A 15,870-nucleotide genomic window follows, 5' to 3' on the forward strand; every position below is an offset into this window, starting at 1 on the left:
ACAACTCCTCTCTTAATCCTTACGCTCCAGCAGTACCGCTCCTCGTAAATCGTTCGCCGCAAATGGATTGGCAGCTTGAACATAGCGGGGATGCGCCGCCAAGATGGCAGCTACGACATGGGGAAGATCGGGCGCGCCGGGAAAGGCGACGTCATCGATGGCAATATAAGGAACGCCAAGACGAATAGCGTGCATAATATCGCTATAGGCCGTATCCCACTGGTGGCCGCCGTCAATCCAGGCGAACCCGATGCCTTGCTGATGAAAACGAAGGAGCGTTTGTCTCGTATCTCCGAGCTGGAGGTGAATGCGTACATTCGATTGGCATTTGTTGAGGTAATCGACGCACGCTTTGGAGCGCGGATCGATATCAAACGTGTATAGATCGACATCCTTAATCAGATGGGACAGCAAAAAGGAGAAAAACCCTTTGTTGGTACCCGTTTCTAGAATTTTTTTCGGTTTGGCCAGGCTAAGAGCATACTGAAGAAAGTGAATTTGAGCTTCCGAGGTTTGCGGCTCAGAATGCAGCAAGTTTCCTTCGATGCTGTTGTGAAGCGTGTTCAAATGGGCAACGACAGGGTGAGCTTTTAAATAATCGGCCATGCTCATATAGTAAATCCTCCTATCTCGTAACTTGCTTTTTTTATTAGTAACATAGTATGTCATTGGCTAGGAACTTCGGAATAAACGAATTCATTAATTCTAATTAGCGGGAGAAGATTTGGACGCACTGCGGAGAGGAGGGGGACAAGCCGATTTTTACGAAAATAGGTGGATGCTCGGTTGGACGCAAACGTGCGCCGGCATACTATATGCCAAGGCGGGATGCTTCTGAATTTCAAATGAGGTGAGAGCAGGATGAAGGCTTTGATTACGGGGATTTCCGGGTTTGCCGGCAGCCATATGGCCGAATATCTCCTTCAAAACAACGTAGAGGTGGCGGGGACGATCCGTCAAGGAAGCCAGATGCATCACCTTATGCATTTAAGCGGGCTTCAGCTCGTAGATTGCGATCTGCGAGATTCGGCGGCTGTAGCGGCAGTGGTAGAAAGCACGTGGCCAGATATCATCTTTCACCTTGCCGCCCAGAGCTACGTCCCCGTTTCTTGGAAGTCCCCTCTGGAGACGCTCTATAACAACATAGCCGGACAGTTGAATTTGTTCGAGGCTATACGGCATCTGCAGCTGCCATGTAAACTATTGCTCGCCTGCTCGAGCGAAGAATACGGCCAAGTAGCTCCGCACGAAGTGCCGATCAAGGAGACGCATACGCTGCGGCCCTTGAGTCCTTATGCCGTCAGCAAAGTGGCGCAGGAGCATTTGGGTTATCAATATTATAAAAATTACGGGATGCACGTCGTAGTGGCACGTACGTTCAATCATACCGGACCGCGTGGCGGGGAGCACTTTGTCCTGTCCAATTTTGCCAAACAGATTGCGGATATTGAGAAGGGAAAGCAGCCTCCGGTGCTGTGGGTGGGCAATTTACAGGCCAAGCGTGATTTCACCGATGTGCGGGATGTGGTTCGCGCTTACTGGCTCGCGCTTGACAAGGCGGTTCCCGGAGAAGCGTACAATATCGCCTCAGGCACCTGCCACAGCATAGAAGAAATGCTGCGTATACTGCTGTCGTTTAGTGCGGTAAGCATTGAAGTAAAGCCAGATCCGTCACGTCTTCGTCCATCCGATGTACCGATGGTGATCGGCGATTATACGAAATTTCATCAAGCTGCCGGCTGGAAGCCGGAAATTCCATTGCAGCAAACGCTGAAGGATTTGCTTGAGTACTGGCGGACGCAGCCGTAGTGGCTGATTGCCGTTCCGCCGCCGCCTCTCAGGCAAAAATAGGGGGATGTCCCGCTGCTATTCGTCCACTCGAATTCTCTTTCTCATCCATATGATGTTACTAATTGAAAAATCAGTAGGAAAGGAGTAGTAATATGCGAGTGGCACTAATCACCGGCATCACCGGCCAAGATGGCTCTTACCTCGCGGAATTGCTGCTTGAAAAGGGCTATATCGTTCACGGCTTACAAAGAAGGAGCTCGCTTCACCATACGAATCGGATCGACCATTTGCTGGAGGATGCGAGCGTATTCGACAAGAGGCTGTTTCTCCATTATGGGGACCTTACTGATTCTATGAACCTGATCCGATTGATAGAGAAAATTCGACCGAATGAAATATATAATTTGGCGGCGATGAGCCATGTCCATGTCAGCTTTGACACGCCGGAATATACTGCGAATGCCGACGGAATCGGGATGCTGAGAATTCTAGAAGCGGTTCGCATTCTTGGCCTTACGGACACCACGAAAATTTATCAGGCTTCCACCTCGGAGCTATACGGCCTGGTGCGACAAACGCCGCAGAACGAGCAGACACCGTTTCACCCCCGCAGCCCTTATGGAGTTGCCAAGCTGTACGCTTATTGGATTACAGTGAATTATCGGGAAGCCTACGGCATGTTTGCTGCGAACGGCATTTTGTTTAATCACGAAAGTCCTCTTCGCGGAGAAACGTTTGTTTCACGAAAAATCACAAGAGCCGTTTCTCGCATCGCGCTGGGTCTCCAGGATAAGCTCAATTTAGGGAATCTGAATGCGAAGCGAGACTGGGGGCATGCCAAGGATTATGTCGAAGCGATGTGGCTCATCTTGCAGCAGGAGAAGCCGGACGACTATGTCATTGCTACCGGAAGGACGACGGAGGTACGTGAATTCGTACGCCTTGCGTTTGCAGAGGTCGGCATTGAGGTCGAATTCCAAGGGCAGCACGAAGCGGAAAAAGGGTTTGTGAAGAGATGCCTTCATCCGGATTACCAGCTCCCTGTCGGTCAAGAGATCGTAGCCGTCGATCCCCAGTATTACCGCCCTGCGGAAGTGGAGCTGCTGCTCGGCGATCCGACGAAAGCCAAACACGCGTTGGGCTGGGAGCCGAGATACGATTTGCAGGCCCTCGTCAAAGAGATGGTCCTTCATGACCTGCAAGCGGCTCAAAAGGATCGGTTCGGATGAGGATCGTTTTATTATCCGGGGGATCGGGCAAACGGCTGTGGCCCTTATCGAGCGGATCTAGAACGAAGCAATTTCTTAAGGTACTGGGAAGCGGGAAGGGCGAACGAAAGTCCATGGTGCAGCGAGTGTGGGGCCAGCTGAGGGAGGCAGGCCTGGCGGATTCCGTCTATATCGCCACGAACGCCTCTCAAATCGATCTGATCCGTAGTCAATTAGGCGATGAGGTGCCTCTCATCATCGAGCCGGAGAGAAGAGATACGTTTCCGGCTATCGCCTTGACGACCGTGTATCTGCTCTCGGAGACGAATGCTTCGGAGGAGGAGACCGTATGCATTCTTCCGGTCGATTCCTATGTAGAGAGCAGCTTCTTCCATAGGATCAAGCAGCTGGAAGAGGTTTTGCAAGCACCGGATACGGAAGTGGCTCTGATGGGCTCCCAACCGACGTATCCTTCTGAAAAATACGGCTACATGCTCCCGGCCGATCGGTCGGAGACGGGGCACCTCGACATTCAAGCGTTCGTCGAAAAGCCGGATCGGAAGGAAGCGGAGAAGCTGATTGAAGCAGGGGCGTTATGGAATTGCGGCGTCTGTGCCTTTAAGCTGCGGTTTCTTCTCGACTGGCTGAAGGAGCGCGGACTGCCGTGCACGTATGAGGAGATGATCCGCGAATACAGAACACTGCCGGCCAAAAGCTTTGATTATGAGGTGCTGGGGCAGATGAAGCGCCTGAAGGCCGTCGTATATCATGGGCCTTGGAAGGACTTAGGCACCTGGAACACACTGACGGAAGTGATGGATGGGGCCGTAGTCGGCAAAGGCATGATCAGCCCCGATTCGGTGAACAGTCATGTGGTGAACGAGCTGGAGGTGCCTGTCATGCTGCTGGGCCTGTCCAATGTCGTGGTGGCCGTCAGCTCCGATGGGATCCTGGTCTCCGACAAAACGGCTAGCCAGCGGATCAAGGATATGGCGGAGCTCTTCGATCAAAGGCCGATGTACGAAGAGCTTCGTTGGGGTTGGTACCGGATACTGGACTATTCCAGCTTGGAGGAAGGGCAGGAAACGATGCTGAAGAAGGTGGTCATTAGAGCAGGCATGAGCACCGGAATCCTACGGCAGCCTAAGCGGAGAAAAATTTGGACCATACGATCCGGCACGGGTCAAGTCATGGTGCAGGATCAGATTTACCCGGCGGGCCCGGGTGACTGCTTCCAGATTGAAGAGGGCATGAAGCATAGCATGCTGGCCTTGGAAGAGCTTACAGTGGTCGAAATTCAGACCGGCAGCTCGTTGTTCGAAGACGAAGAGGAACAGGAACTAAGGGAGGATAACTCCGACGGATCGTGATATTTTCTTATGAAAAACAGCCTCCATGACAGTTCAGTCATAGAGGCTGTTTTGGTTTGCGCCGGACCATCGGATGGATCCAGGGCTTCATAGTCACTCGGCCGTACGTTTTGCGACGGAGCCTGATGCCCATCATTTTGGAGGATAATTGGCGTTGATACTTGCTGATCGCTTCAATATGCTCCGCCAGCTTCTGGGCTGTCGGTTCCGTGCCCTCCACCACATCGGCGATGCTCTCCATAATCCGGGCGAGCGCGCGCTGACTGCGGGCCAGCGAGTTCAAAATGTGCAGCTTGGTTCGGTTCTCCTGCTCCTGCCAGCTCATGCTTAATTTCCTCCGAGCGGAAGCATATCCCCGAGGCTGCCGCTGTCCGGAGCCTCGGGCTCGCCCAGCAGGGCCTGCATGTTTTTGGCGAGTGCTTGCTCCATTTTCGTCAGGCCATCAATGACATCCAGCACGTGATCGTGAATTTCCACAGACCGTTTCACCTGCTCGCCATGATTCTGGCCAAACTGCGCAGCGGACAGATGATGGCACAGCCACTGGCTGGAACGGGAGGCCTCCAGCGCTTTAGCCTCCAGAATAAGAGCGATATTATGTTGAAAATGGGAGACGGACATCAGCATTTTATGGTAAGCATCGGCTCTGCTCAGAGTAACACCCTCTTTCTCATGTGCAGCATAGGAAAACTAAGGAAACCTATTCTTCCCCGTCCGGTACATTAACTTCCTTCATGACGAGGCTCAAATTATCGCCGATGGCGTCTTCCAGATCCGCGAGGCTGTTTAAATAGGCCGCTACGTTTTTGGCTACGCTTAGGGCGTTGTCGGTGAGCAGCTCGATATCGCCGAAGGACGGATTTTTGTGCGGAATCTCGATCGTCATATGGGCGATATGCTCGGTAACGTGGCGGTTAGCCTCAATAATTTTGGCCATGTTCCACTGTGAAGCGGCCATCGCTTCGATGATTTTGGTCACTTGACGCTGCATCGGTCGCCATTCCCCCTTAAGCCAACTCTTTCTTATAATATGCAGCCGGAGATGACACGGTCCAAGGCAAACGCCCAGTCCGGACTGTCACACGGGCAAGCTGTGATGAATAGGATGAATCAAACTAGCAAAAAGCTGACAACTGTGATTGGCGGATCACGAGGGGCCGCTTGCTTAAGCAGATTGGAGGAAGTTGCATGGATTTGAATGCGCTTCACGCATCGGAACGGTTGTCCGATCCGGGCAAGCTGAAATATCAGGATGTCAGGCGATTTTTGGAGCAGCTGCAATGGAGCTTGAACCATATCGCAGGCGCGGTGAGGACGTATGCAACGCTCGCGAAGCTGGCCCCGGAAGGGGAGGCGGCCGATGAGGTGGAACGGATGCTGCGGCAGGAAAAAAAGCATTTTGACCTCGTACACGCCCTATATTTGGAGCTAAAAGGAACGGAGCCCGTCGTCACCCCGGAGGCCCCGTGGTTCGAGACCTTTCGGGAAGGGCTGCAGCAGGCGATCCGCATGGAACGCGAGGCGATGCACCAGTATCGCGACACGTACCTGCTCACGCCGAGTCCGCGGGTGAGGGATTTGTTTTTTTTGGTAATGAGCGATGGGGTGGATCAGCTGGCGGCGTTGTTTTTGATGCAGCAAAGCCTGCTGCTGTCGTAAGGCAAAAAGCCGTTCCCGCTTCAATAAAGGGGGAGCCGGCTTTATTCTTTAGTGCGGCAGCGCACGCCACTGGAGCAGCAGGCCACCGTAGACGAAGCCGCCGCCGAAGCCAAAGAGCAGCAGGCGGTCGCCTTCCTTCAGCTGCCCGGCACGGACCGCTTGATCGATTGCGAGGGGGATCGTCGCGGCAGAGGTGTTGCCGAACTGCTCGATGGTATGCAGCGTCTTCTCGAGCGGAATGCCGGTTTTCTCGCAGACGGATTCAATGATGCGAAGGTTGGCGCTGTGCGGGACGAACCAGTCGATCTCAGCAGCCGTAAGTCCGGTCTGGCGGAGCAGCTCCTCCACACCGCGAGGAACGGTTTGAACGGCGAACTTGTAGACCTCTCGGCCGTTTTGGACGAGCTTGCCTGCGGCACCTGCGAGTTCCTGCCCGCTCCATGATTTGGCGGTGTAAGCATTATACAAATGCTTGCCGCCGCTGCCGTCGGAGCCGCCCGTATACGCTAAGAAGCTCGCCGGTCCACCGCCGTCTGTATCGCGCTCTATGAGGACTGCCCCCGCGCCGTCGCCGAACAGGATGCAGGTGGTACGGTCGGTATAATCGGTAATTTTGGATAGAGCTTCTGCGCCGATAACCAGCACTTTGCGATGCACCCCGGAAGCGATCATCCCGTTCGCCACATTCAAGCCGTACACGAAGCCCGCACAAGCCGCGCACAAATCCCAAGCCGTCGTCTGTGGGATGCCAAAATGCGTCTGAACAAGACAAGCCGTGCTCGGAAAAGTGAAGTCTGGCGTGCTGGTGCAGACGAGGATCAGCTCCACATCGTCCAGCGTGACGGGGTAGCGGTCGAGCAGATTTTGCACAGCCCCGATGCACAGGTCGCTCGTATATTGCTCGGGACCGCAGATGCGCCGCTCGCGGATGCCGGTGCGCTGCACGATCCACTCGTCGTTCGTATCGACCAGCTGCTCCAAATCGGCATTGGTCAGCCTGCGCTCGGGGACATAGCTGCCGATGGCCGTGATGCGGGAACGGTAAGTCTGCGGAGAAGACATCGATGACAGCGGTTGGAGTGACATAATGGAATACACCTCGTTTTTAGTTTATAATCAGATTATATAATCAAGTATTAGTACCAGATACTAAATTTACGATACCTCAGTTTCCGGCAGCTGTCAATCGGGGAGCAGCTATTTTGTGGGGCCCGCCGAACGGAAGATTGGAAATTTGCAGCTCAGGGAAATATAGGAGCGAAATAGCTGGACTATGCGTGTAAGCGTACATATGCGTGATGCGGGAAGCCAGCATTTGAAACGGGGGAGTCGGGTTGGAAGTTTTCATTGTCGTTCTATTCATGCTTGTTCTGATCGGCGTCTCGAATGTGATTTACCGGTTCGTGCCGTTCGTGCCCGTACCGCTCATCCAGATCGCGCTGGGCGCTTGCATGACCATGATTCCGCGGGGCATTCATCTGCCGCTGGAGCCGGAATTATTTTTCATCTTATTCATCGCACCGCTGCTGTATAACGATGGGAAGCATACGCCGCGGGAGGAGCTGTGGCGCCTTCGGGCCCCGATCCTGCTGCTGGCTGTGGGACTCGTATTCGTTACGGTGTTCGTCGTCGGCTATACGATCCACTGGATGATTCCCGCGATTCCGCTGCCGGCTGCTTTTGGCCTGGCTGCGATTTTGTCGCCGACCGATGCGGTTGCGGTGAGCGCGCTGGCCGGCCGCATTCACCTGCCCAAAAGCCTGATGCGCCTCTTGGAAGGCGAAGCCTTAATGAACGACGCCTCGGGCCTCGTGGCGTTCAAGTTCGCGATAGCCGCTGCCGTGACCGGCGTGTTCTCGCTGCAAAAGGCCGCCTTGGACTTCGTTCTCATCGCTGTGGGAGGGCTCGCTGTAGGGGCGTTGGCCGCATTCCTCATCATCGGCATCCGTCAGCTGCTGCGGCGCGCTGGGCTGGAGGACGAAACGATGCACATGCTGCTGCAGCTGCTGACCCCGTTTATCCTCTATTTGGTCGCAGAGCACTTGGGGGTGTCGGGCATCCTGGCTGCTGTGGCCGGCGGGATCGTGCATGCGGTCGAAAGCGAGCGCATGGAGCACGTCATGCCGAAGCTGAGACATGTATCGGCGAGCACGTGGTCGGTGCTTTTGTTCATTTTAAACGGACTGGTCTTCGTCATTCTGGGCACCCAAATTCCCGGCGTCACGTCGATCATTTTTAAAGATCCGGGGTTCAACAACGTGGTGGTGATCGGCTATGCCATCGTTATTTTTGTGCTGCTGCTGGTGCTTCGTTTCGTGTGGACACTGCTGTTTACTAAGGGCGGGCGAATATTCGGAGCGGGGGTGCCGGGTAAGGAAGCGCCGAGCTTCAAGGTGCTCGTGATGACGACGATCTCGGGCGTGCGTGGTGCGGTGACGCTGGCAGGGGCCTTCTCGATCCCGCTGTTCCTGCAAACAGGGGAGCTGTTCCCGGAGCGCGATCTGATGATTTTCCTGGCGGCGTGCGTCATTCTGCTCTCGCTGCTCACGGCCAGCATCCTGCTGCCGCTCATTGCCAAGAAGCGCGTGACGGCCGACGAAGCCGAAAAAGCCAAAATGGAGCAAGAATGGCAAATCCATGTCATGAAGGCCGCCGTACGACAGCTGCAGCAGGAGAGCAATGAGGAGAACGAAGCCGCGGTAGAATCGGTCATCGCCGAATATACCCGGCTCATTCAGCTGCTCAGCATGAAGGATAGGGATAGCCCTGCAACACCCATTTCGCGCGTGCGGCAGGAGGAAGTGGCGATGCGCCTGGAAGCGCTGAACATGGAGCGGGAGTACATCCAAGAACGCCTGGAGCGGGGAACGATCAGCGAAAAGCATGCGGAGTTCTATTACCGAATGCTCGATCACGTCGAGCTTATTTTGGCGAATCGGGTTCATCTCGGCGTAGTGGTGGTCAAAAAGCTGTGGGGCCGTTTAAAAGCCTGGCTCCTCGGCGATAAAGGGGCATGGTCCGCCTCTTTCACGGAGCAGGATGCGGAGGCGCTAAGGGGGCTGCGAATCCAGTGCGGTCAAGCGGTGATTCAGCAAATGGGTCCGCTTTGCACGCCGGATACGGCGGATGATCCGACCGAATGCGTCGTTGCTTACTACAATCAAGTCATTTCCCGGCTAAAAGCGTTCCAGCGGCATGCCAGACGCAAAGAGCACGCCTTGGACGAGTCCCGCAAGGAGCTGCACTGGATCGCGGTCCAAGCGGAGCGGGATGAGGTGCAGCAGCTGTACGAGCAGGGCACGATCGACCGCGCTCTTGCAGGTGAGCTTCGGCGCACCATTCGCGATCGGGAGGCGTCGATGTACGAGCAGGATGAGTTAGGGTAAAGAGACAATAGAAAGCATTAGATAAACCAAGAAGCCTTGGCATCAGAGAGAATCTCTCATGCTCAGGCTTCTTGGTTTAAAATCGGGCAATCGCCGCGAACAACGAAGCAGCATCGATTGAAATACAAGAGAACCGATCCGACTTCAGCGTGTCTCCTTTGCCGTATGTGGCATGCAGCTGCAGCTTTACTCCATCATGAGCGAATTGATCGATCGTATGCAGCACCGGATCAACGATCCAATATTCTTTGATGCCAAACCGCTCGTATAGCGCTTTTTTGCGAATTTTATCATGGCTTCCGGAGCTCGGGGACAAGATTTCCACGAGTAAATCAGGAGCGCCTTGAATAATGCCGTCGACAATAATGTGTACGTTCTCATCCGCAATGAAGATCAGATCAGGCTGTACAGTGTTGCGATCATCCAGCTTGACGTCCATCGGAGCAACGACAATAATGCCGTTCTGGTTGCAGGTGATACGGATGGCTGAATATAATTCCGTCAATAAAATCTGATGCTGAATGATAGGCGACGGTTTCAAATCATATCGAATACCGTCAATGATTTCATACCGATCGTTCGGATCGTAAATTTCTTGCTGCTCTTTAATGATTTGAGATGATGATTTCAGCTGCTTTTTTTCACTCATAACAAGGCCCCCTTTTTTCCAATACTTGTAATCAGTATACCATAGCCTCGTACCTCTCTTAAGGCCGTCCATGTAATGTAGTATAATGGAGGCAATAACCTGCGAGTGAGAGGTCTGTGCCATCCATGTCCATGAGATCGTTAAAAATATTGTCCATCCTGCTGCCGCCGGCTTTGATCGGGGGCTTCGAATATTTCCGCCACCACATGCTGCTTAACGAGCTGTCCATGGAGACGGGCAACCTCTATATCACCCTTCTGACCTTGGTGCTGTCCTTTTTGTTCACCAGCTGGATGTTCGACCGCATTCGCGTAGTGAATGAACGGCTGTCCAAAGAGCAGTCAAGACGCGCGGTTTATGAGGAACGGGAGCGGCTGGCGCAGGAGCTGCACGATAACATCGCGCAAATTTTATTTTTCCTGAACGTCCAGCTGAAAAAAGGCCAGCTCGACGAAGCGCGCTCCGCCGTATCCGAGATCGACCACCACCTTCGGCAGGCCATCTTCAACCTGCGCACAGCACCGAAGGAAGGGGCGAGCTTCGCTACCCGGCTTCAGACGTGGCTCGATGAGTGGAGCGTCATCAGCGGCATTGCCGCGGAGTACCATATTCCGGAGGAAGCGGAATCGATCCCGCCGTCGGCGGAGGTACCGCTGTTTTCCATCATCCGCGAAGCGTTCACCAATATCCGCAAGCATTCTCGCGCAGACCATGCCGTGATGGAGCTGGGGATGGATGGAGCAGGCCGGTGGCAGCTTCGGATTAGCGACAACGGCGTAGGGATGGAGCAGCCGCCGGATGAAGCGCCGAACCGGTACGGCATCTCGATTATGCAAAAGCGGGCCCAAGAGCTCGGCGCCGAGCTGGACATTCGCACCGGCCTGGATCAAGGCATGGAGCTGCTGATTACCGGCTCGTTCCAGGAGGGGAAACGAACATGAAATACAATGTACTTATTGCCGACGACCATCCGCTGGCCCGCAGAGCGGTTCGTTCCATGCTCGACGGGGAAGCGGCGTTCGAGATTGCAGGGGAAGCGCACGACGGCTCGGAAGCGGTCCGGCTGTGCGGCGAGCTGCTGCCGGATTTGGTGCTGATGGATATTCAGATGCCGGTTATGAACGGACTGGAGGCCACCAAACGCATCAAGCAGCTATACCCCCAGATTCGCGTCGTCATGCTGACTGTCTCAGACGATGCAGCCGATCTGTTCACGGCGATCCGGCACGGGGCGCAGGGCTATTTGCTGAAAAATATGGACCCTGACGACTGGATCAACTACCTGCGCGGACTGCTGGATGACGACAGCGAAATTTCGCGGCGGATGGCGGATCGGCTGCTGCACTCTTTCCGCTTGCCCCAGGAGCCGCCGATATCCGAGGTGAAGCCGAGCGTGCTGTCCGCGCGGGAGGGCGAGATCGTCTCCTGCGTCGCCAGCGGTCAAAGCAACCGGCAAATCGCCGAAACACTGATTATCACCGAGAACACGGTCAAAAATCATATCAAGAACATTCTCGCCAAGCTGGAGCTGGAGAACCGGGTGCAGCTGACCGCGTATGCGGTGCGCCACGGCTTGACACAGATCAGTCATAAATCCGGGGAGAAATAGCCCGGTTGAGCCATTCTGTCCCACAGCGGTTTACGGTACATTAGTAATGGAAATAATGACCGCAGAAAGGCAGGAATCATAGATGAAGAAACTATCCATCCTATTAACTTTGGGCTTGCTGCTCTCGATGCTGGGAGCCGGCATGGCAAGCGCCCACGTTTCGGTTTTGCCGAAAGAAACGACACAAGGAGCCTCGGAGAAATTTACGGTTCGAGTCCCTTCCGAAAAAGACAGTCCAACCGTGAAGGTGGAAGTAAAGTTCGCCGTAGACACCGTTAATGTATCGCGCTTCGAGCCGAAGCCGGGCTGGAAGTATGAGCTGGCCAAGGACGCGTCCGGTAAAATTACGGGCGTTACCTGGACCACTACCGGCGATGGCATCGGCCCGACCGAGTTCGCCGAGTTTAACTTCCAGGGCAAGGTTGCCGACACAGCCAAGGCCATCTCATGGAAGGCTTACCAAACCTACAAAGACGGCTCGGTCGTAGAGTGGGTAGGAGCCGAGGGCTCCGATAAGCCTGCTTCGGTGACCAAGGTGAACCCCAAGCCGGCGGGCACGGCTACCGACAGCCATGGCAACACTACGACGGCTGCACCGGCAGCCGCTCCAGCGGGAGCATCCACTTCGGCCACACCGCTGTACTTGTCCATTGCGGCTGTAATCCTGGGCGCACTCTCGCTCGTCGTCTCCCTCACACGAAAAAAATAACTTGTCTGCATCACAGGTCGCCTTCAAGCAGTACGCTGCTTGGAGGCGACTTTTTTGTGCGGCGCGATCGCAGGATTATTTTTCATAAAAAGCGGTTCATTGGGGAAACTGGAACAGGATGAGATTTCACCACGAGGAGGAAACACCGCATGCTGCAAAGCTTCCGCAAAAAGAAAACAGCCTTGCTGCTGATCGTATGTCTCTTGGTAAGCTTGATGGCCTCCGCTACCGCGTTCTCCTTTGGCAAAGGAGCGAAAGGACCGGACGTCTATGCCGTACAAGGGATGCTGAAGTCACTGGGCTATTTTTCAGGGGATATTACCGGGTATTACGGTCTGGTCACGGAAAATGGCGTCAAGCAGTTCCAACGTGCCTACGGCCTTCCGGTCACCGGTGCAGTAGACGATAAGACCTTGCAAGCCATTCTATGGGCGTACGGCAATATGAAAATTCCAAAGAAACCGACACCAACGCCCCAGCCAAATCCAGCGCCTCCAACGCCAGCGCCAACCCCTGCGCCGACGCCAGCACCTCAGCCTCAAGCGGGCTTGACCGCCGAAGAGCAGCAGATGGTGGATCTGGTGAACCAAGCTCGCGCGCAAGCCGGGCTGCCTCCGCTCACCGTCGATGCCCAGTTGTCCAAGACGGCACGGCTCAAGAGTCAGGATATGGTCGATAAAAACTACTTCTCGCACCAGTCGCCGACTTACGGCTCGCCATTCGATATGATGAAGCAATTCGGCATCAGCTATCGGGCGGCCGGTGAGAATATCGCCTGCAACCAAAGCGTCCAAGCGGCGCATCAGGCGCTGATGAACTCGGAGGGGCATCGAGCCAACATTTTGAGCAGCGACTTTACTCATATCGGTATCGGCATCGTGGATGGAGGCCCTTGCGGCAAAATGTTCACCCAGCAGTTTATCGGCAAGTAACCGCAGTCCAATCCGCCTCCTAGCCGCTTTGGTTAGGAGGCTTTTTTTGCGTTGAGGGAAATGAACTTCCCCCTTGTAGAGTTGTCGAACATTGTTATAAAATATGTTAATTAATCGCTAGGCGAAATGCGAAGGGGGATAAGATTATGGCATTGAAAGTGATTAAGGAATTTAAGGAATTCGCGATGAAAGGCAACATGATCGATTTGGCGATCGGGGTGATTATCGGAGGGGCGTTCGGCAAAGTCGTCACCTCGATTGTTAACGATGTCGTTATGCCGCCGATCGGGCTGCTGCTGGGGAAGGTTAACTTCTCCGAGCTGTTTATCAGCTTGAACGGGACCCACTACGATTCGATGGAAGCGGCCAAAGCCAAGGGCGCGCCTACGCTCAACTACGGTCTTTTTATCAACACGATGCTCGATTTTCTGATTGTTTCCTTCGTCATCTTCATTGTGGTCAAGCAGTTGAACCGTCTGCGCAAAAAAGAAGAGAAGCCGGACCCGAAGGCGAACCTCAAGGAATGTCCGGAGTGCTTGTCGGAAATCCCGAAAAAGGCGACCCGCTGCAAATTTTGCACCGCTCCTCAGCCTTACGTAAGCGATTCGGCGGTCCAGTAGCAGGTACATATTTTCGCCTTGGAGGCGGATAATAAGACCAAATTAGAAATAAACTCGCGGTTTTGGAACACCCAGAAGGATGATGAAGGTTATGGTAAGTAAAGTAAAACGATTGTTGATCGGCAAGCCGATGAAATCGACGGCGATCGAGGATGAGAAGCTGGGGAAGCTCAAAGCGCTGGCAATCCTGTCCTCCGATGCGCTTTCGTCGGTGGCCTACGGCACGGAGCAAATTCTGATCGTCCTTATGACGCTCGGCTTCGCGGCGCTGTGGTATTCGATTCCGATCTCGATCGCGGTTTTGGGACTGCTGACGATTCTTGTCCTCTCCTTTCGTCAGACGATCTTTTCGTATCCTCAGGGCGGCGGGGCGTATATCGTAGCCAAGGATAATCTCGGCGTCATGAGCGGATTAACGGCGGGAGGGTCGCTGCTCGTCGATTATATTTTGACCGTGGCGGTAAGTTCTTCGGCAGGGACGGACGCCATCACCTCGGCGTTTCCCCAGCTGCACGAGCATCGAGTGCTGATTTCGCTTATTATGATCGTATTTTTGACCTTGATGAATTTAAGAGGCGTGACCGAATCCGCTTCGGTGCTAGCGCTTCCGGTGTATATGTTTGTTGTTGCCATTTTTGTGTTAATCATTTGCGGTACTATCAATTATTTTCTCGGAGATGTGCAGGCGGCTGCGCCGCAATTTGGAGCAACGATCTCGAATATTAGCTTGTTTTTGCTGCTGAAGGCGTTCAGCTCGGGCTGTTCGGCATTGACGGGGGTGGAGGCGGTCTCGAACGCCATTCCGAACTTCCGACACCCGGCCGAGAAAAATGCCGCCGCCACCCTCATCATGATGGGGGCGATCCTGGGGGCGATGTTCATCGGGATCAGCCTGCTCGCGTATTGGTACGGCATCATGCCGACGGAGAAAGAAACCGTGGTATCGCAGATCGCTGGGGCTACCTTTGGGCGTGGCTTGATCTATTACATCATTCAGGGCGTGACCGCGCTGATCTTGTTCCTGGCCGCCAACACAGCGTACTCGGCCTTCCCGCTGCTGGCGTTCATGCTGGCGAAGGACAAGTTCATGCCGCATATGTTCATGGTGCGCGGCGACCGGCTCGGGTTTTCCAACGGCATCATCATGCTGGGTGTCTTGTCCGCACTGCTCATCGTTGCCTTCCACGGGGATACGGAGAACCTGATTCCGCTTTACGCCGTCGGCGTATTTATCCCGTTCACCTTGTCCCAGCTGGGGATGATGGTGCGGTGGATTAAGCTGAAGCCGTCCGGCTGGGTGGTGAAGCTGCTGATCAATACAATCGGCATGCTGACGACGTTGTCGATCACCTTGATTTTCATTATCACCAAGTTCAGTCAAGTGTGGATGATTTTTATTTTCCTGCCGCTCGTCATGAGGTTCTTCAGCCGCATTCACAGGCACTACCAGAATACGGCCGATGAGCTGCGGATCAACATCGCGACGGACAAGCCGGCCATCAAAGGGAGCACGATGGTCATTCCGATCGCCGGCATTACCCGGGTGGTCATGTACACCATCAGCTACGCCAAATCGCTCACTGATAACGTCGTGGCCGTCTATGTCGGCTTTGACGAGGAAGAGATTCGGAAGCTGGAGGCCAAGTGGGAGGAATGGGATCCCGGGGTGCGCCTGATCGTCTTGCGTTCCCGGTACCGCAGTGTCATGAGGCCGCTGATGCGGTTCATCGATACCGTGGAGTGGAAAACCGCGGAGACCGATCACATCACCATCTTGATCCCGCAATTCATCACTAAGCACTGGTGGCAAAATATTTTGCACAACCAAACCAGTCTGCTCATCCGCGCGGTGCTGTTTAAAGAGAAGGATATCGTCATCGCAACGGTGCCTTACCATTTGAATCGGTAACGGAGACGGCCTGAAACGGGCTGTCTCT

Annotated in this window: 17 protein-coding genes; 11 read left to right on the plus strand and 6 right to left on the minus strand. The window is 54.4% G+C overall.

Going from position 1 to position 15,870, the window contains the following annotated elements:
• Positions 1-12 precede the first annotated feature (12 nt).
• Complete coding sequence (locus FPZ49_RS00645; RefSeq protein ID WP_186445533.1) at positions 13-612, minus strand: class I SAM-dependent methyltransferase; 600 nt, start codon at positions 610-612, stop codon at positions 13-15.
• Positions 613-861: 249 nt separating this feature from the next.
• On the opposite strand from FPZ49_RS00645, the gene FPZ49_RS00650 reads away from it, so the two are divergent.
• The 3 genes from FPZ49_RS00650 (at position 862) to FPZ49_RS00660 (ending at position 4,369) form a co-directional block, all read left to right on the plus strand.
• A complete protein-coding gene (locus FPZ49_RS00650; RefSeq protein ID WP_144842419.1) occupies positions 862-1,809 on the plus strand; it encodes a GDP-mannose 4,6-dehydratase in 948 nt (315 codons plus the stop codon).
• A gap of 134 nt (positions 1,810-1,943) precedes the next feature.
• Positions 1,944-3,020: a GDP-mannose 4,6-dehydratase gene (gene gmd, locus FPZ49_RS00655; RefSeq protein ID WP_144842420.1), complete on the plus strand. Its 1,077-nt coding sequence runs from the start codon at positions 1,944-1,946 to the stop codon at positions 3,018-3,020.
• The gene (locus FPZ49_RS00660; RefSeq protein ID WP_144842421.1) at positions 3,017-4,369 is read left to right on the plus strand and encodes a sugar phosphate nucleotidyltransferase; all 1,353 of its coding nucleotides are present in this window, start codon (positions 3,017-3,019) and stop codon (positions 4,367-4,369) included. Before gmd ends, FPZ49_RS00660 begins: the two co-directional genes overlap by 4 nt.
• Before the next feature lie 37 nt (positions 4,370-4,406).
• On the opposite strand, the gene FPZ49_RS00665 is transcribed toward FPZ49_RS00660, so the two are convergent.
• The 3 genes from FPZ49_RS00665 to FPZ49_RS00675 all read right to left on the minus strand — a co-directional run bounded on the left by FPZ49_RS00665 (position 4,407) and on the right by FPZ49_RS00675 (position 5,360).
• Complete coding sequence (locus FPZ49_RS00665) at positions 4,407-4,694, minus strand: hypothetical protein (RefSeq protein ID WP_144842422.1); 288 nt, start codon at positions 4,692-4,694, stop codon at positions 4,407-4,409.
• Between the two features lie 2 nt (positions 4,695-4,696).
• Positions 4,697-4,996, minus strand: coding sequence for a hypothetical protein (locus tag FPZ49_RS00670; protein ID WP_261381180.1), 300 nt, complete (start codon positions 4,994-4,996; stop codon positions 4,697-4,699).
• A gap of 73 nt (positions 4,997-5,069) precedes the next feature.
• A complete protein-coding gene (locus FPZ49_RS00675) occupies positions 5,070-5,360 on the minus strand; it encodes a nucleoside-diphosphate sugar epimerase (RefSeq protein ID WP_144842424.1) in 291 nt (96 codons plus the stop codon).
• Positions 5,361-5,557: 197 nt separating this feature from the next.
• On the opposite strand from FPZ49_RS00675, the gene FPZ49_RS00680 reads away from it, so the two are divergent.
• Entirely contained in the window at positions 5,558-6,028 is a 471-nt protein-coding gene (locus FPZ49_RS00680; protein ID WP_144842425.1) for a ferritin-like domain-containing protein, read from the plus strand.
• A 48-nt stretch (positions 6,029-6,076) separates the two neighbouring features.
• Here the strand turns inward: FPZ49_RS00680 and FPZ49_RS00685 are convergent, their stop codons facing one another.
• Positions 6,077-7,114: a ketoacyl-ACP synthase III gene (locus tag FPZ49_RS00685; RefSeq protein ID WP_261381181.1), complete on the minus strand. Its 1,038-nt coding sequence runs from the start codon at positions 7,112-7,114 to the stop codon at positions 6,077-6,079.
• Between the two features lie 248 nt (positions 7,115-7,362).
• On the opposite strand from FPZ49_RS00685, the gene FPZ49_RS00690 reads away from it, so the two are divergent.
• Positions 7,363-9,414: a Na+/H+ antiporter gene (locus FPZ49_RS00690; RefSeq protein WP_144842426.1), complete on the plus strand. Its 2,052-nt coding sequence runs from the start codon at positions 7,363-7,365 to the stop codon at positions 9,412-9,414.
• A 76-nt stretch (positions 9,415-9,490) separates the two neighbouring features.
• Here the strand turns inward: FPZ49_RS00690 and FPZ49_RS00695 are convergent, their stop codons facing one another.
• Positions 9,491-10,063: a Uma2 family endonuclease gene (locus FPZ49_RS00695; protein ID WP_186445534.1), complete on the minus strand. Its 573-nt coding sequence runs from the start codon at positions 10,061-10,063 to the stop codon at positions 9,491-9,493.
• 125 nt (positions 10,064-10,188) lie between these two features.
• Between FPZ49_RS00695 and FPZ49_RS00700 the strand changes: the two genes are divergently transcribed.
• From FPZ49_RS00700 to FPZ49_RS00725, 6 genes are all read left to right on the plus strand, one after another.
• A complete protein-coding gene (locus tag FPZ49_RS00700) occupies positions 10,189-11,004 on the plus strand; it encodes a sensor histidine kinase (protein WP_144842428.1) in 816 nt (271 codons plus the stop codon).
• Positions 11,001-11,672 (plus strand): response regulator, encoded by a 672-nt coding sequence (locus tag FPZ49_RS00705; RefSeq protein ID WP_144842429.1) that lies wholly within the window; start codon positions 11,001-11,003, stop codon positions 11,670-11,672. Before FPZ49_RS00700 ends, FPZ49_RS00705 begins: the two co-directional genes overlap by 4 nt.
• 82 nt (positions 11,673-11,754) lie before the next feature.
• Positions 11,755-12,381, plus strand: a complete 627-nt coding sequence (locus FPZ49_RS00710) for a YcnI family copper-binding membrane protein (RefSeq protein ID WP_144842430.1) — start codon at positions 11,755-11,757, stop codon at positions 12,379-12,381.
• 149 nt (positions 12,382-12,530) lie between these two features.
• Complete coding sequence (locus tag FPZ49_RS00715) at positions 12,531-13,313, plus strand: CAP domain-containing protein (RefSeq protein WP_144842431.1); 783 nt, start codon at positions 12,531-12,533, stop codon at positions 13,311-13,313.
• 158 nt (positions 13,314-13,471) lie between these two features.
• Positions 13,472-13,933, plus strand: coding sequence for a large conductance mechanosensitive channel protein MscL (gene mscL / locus FPZ49_RS00720; protein ID WP_186445550.1), 462 nt, complete (start codon positions 13,472-13,474; stop codon positions 13,931-13,933).
• 91 nt (positions 13,934-14,024) lie between these two features.
• Entirely contained in the window at positions 14,025-15,842 is a 1,818-nt protein-coding gene (locus FPZ49_RS00725) for an APC family permease (protein WP_144842433.1), read from the plus strand.
• The last annotated feature ends 28 nt before the right edge of the window (positions 15,843-15,870 follow it).

It is taken from the genome of Paenibacillus cremeus (assembly GCF_007786445.1).
Lineage (GTDB): Bacteria > Bacillota > Bacilli > Paenibacillales > NBRC-103111 > Paenibacillus_G > Paenibacillus_G cremeus.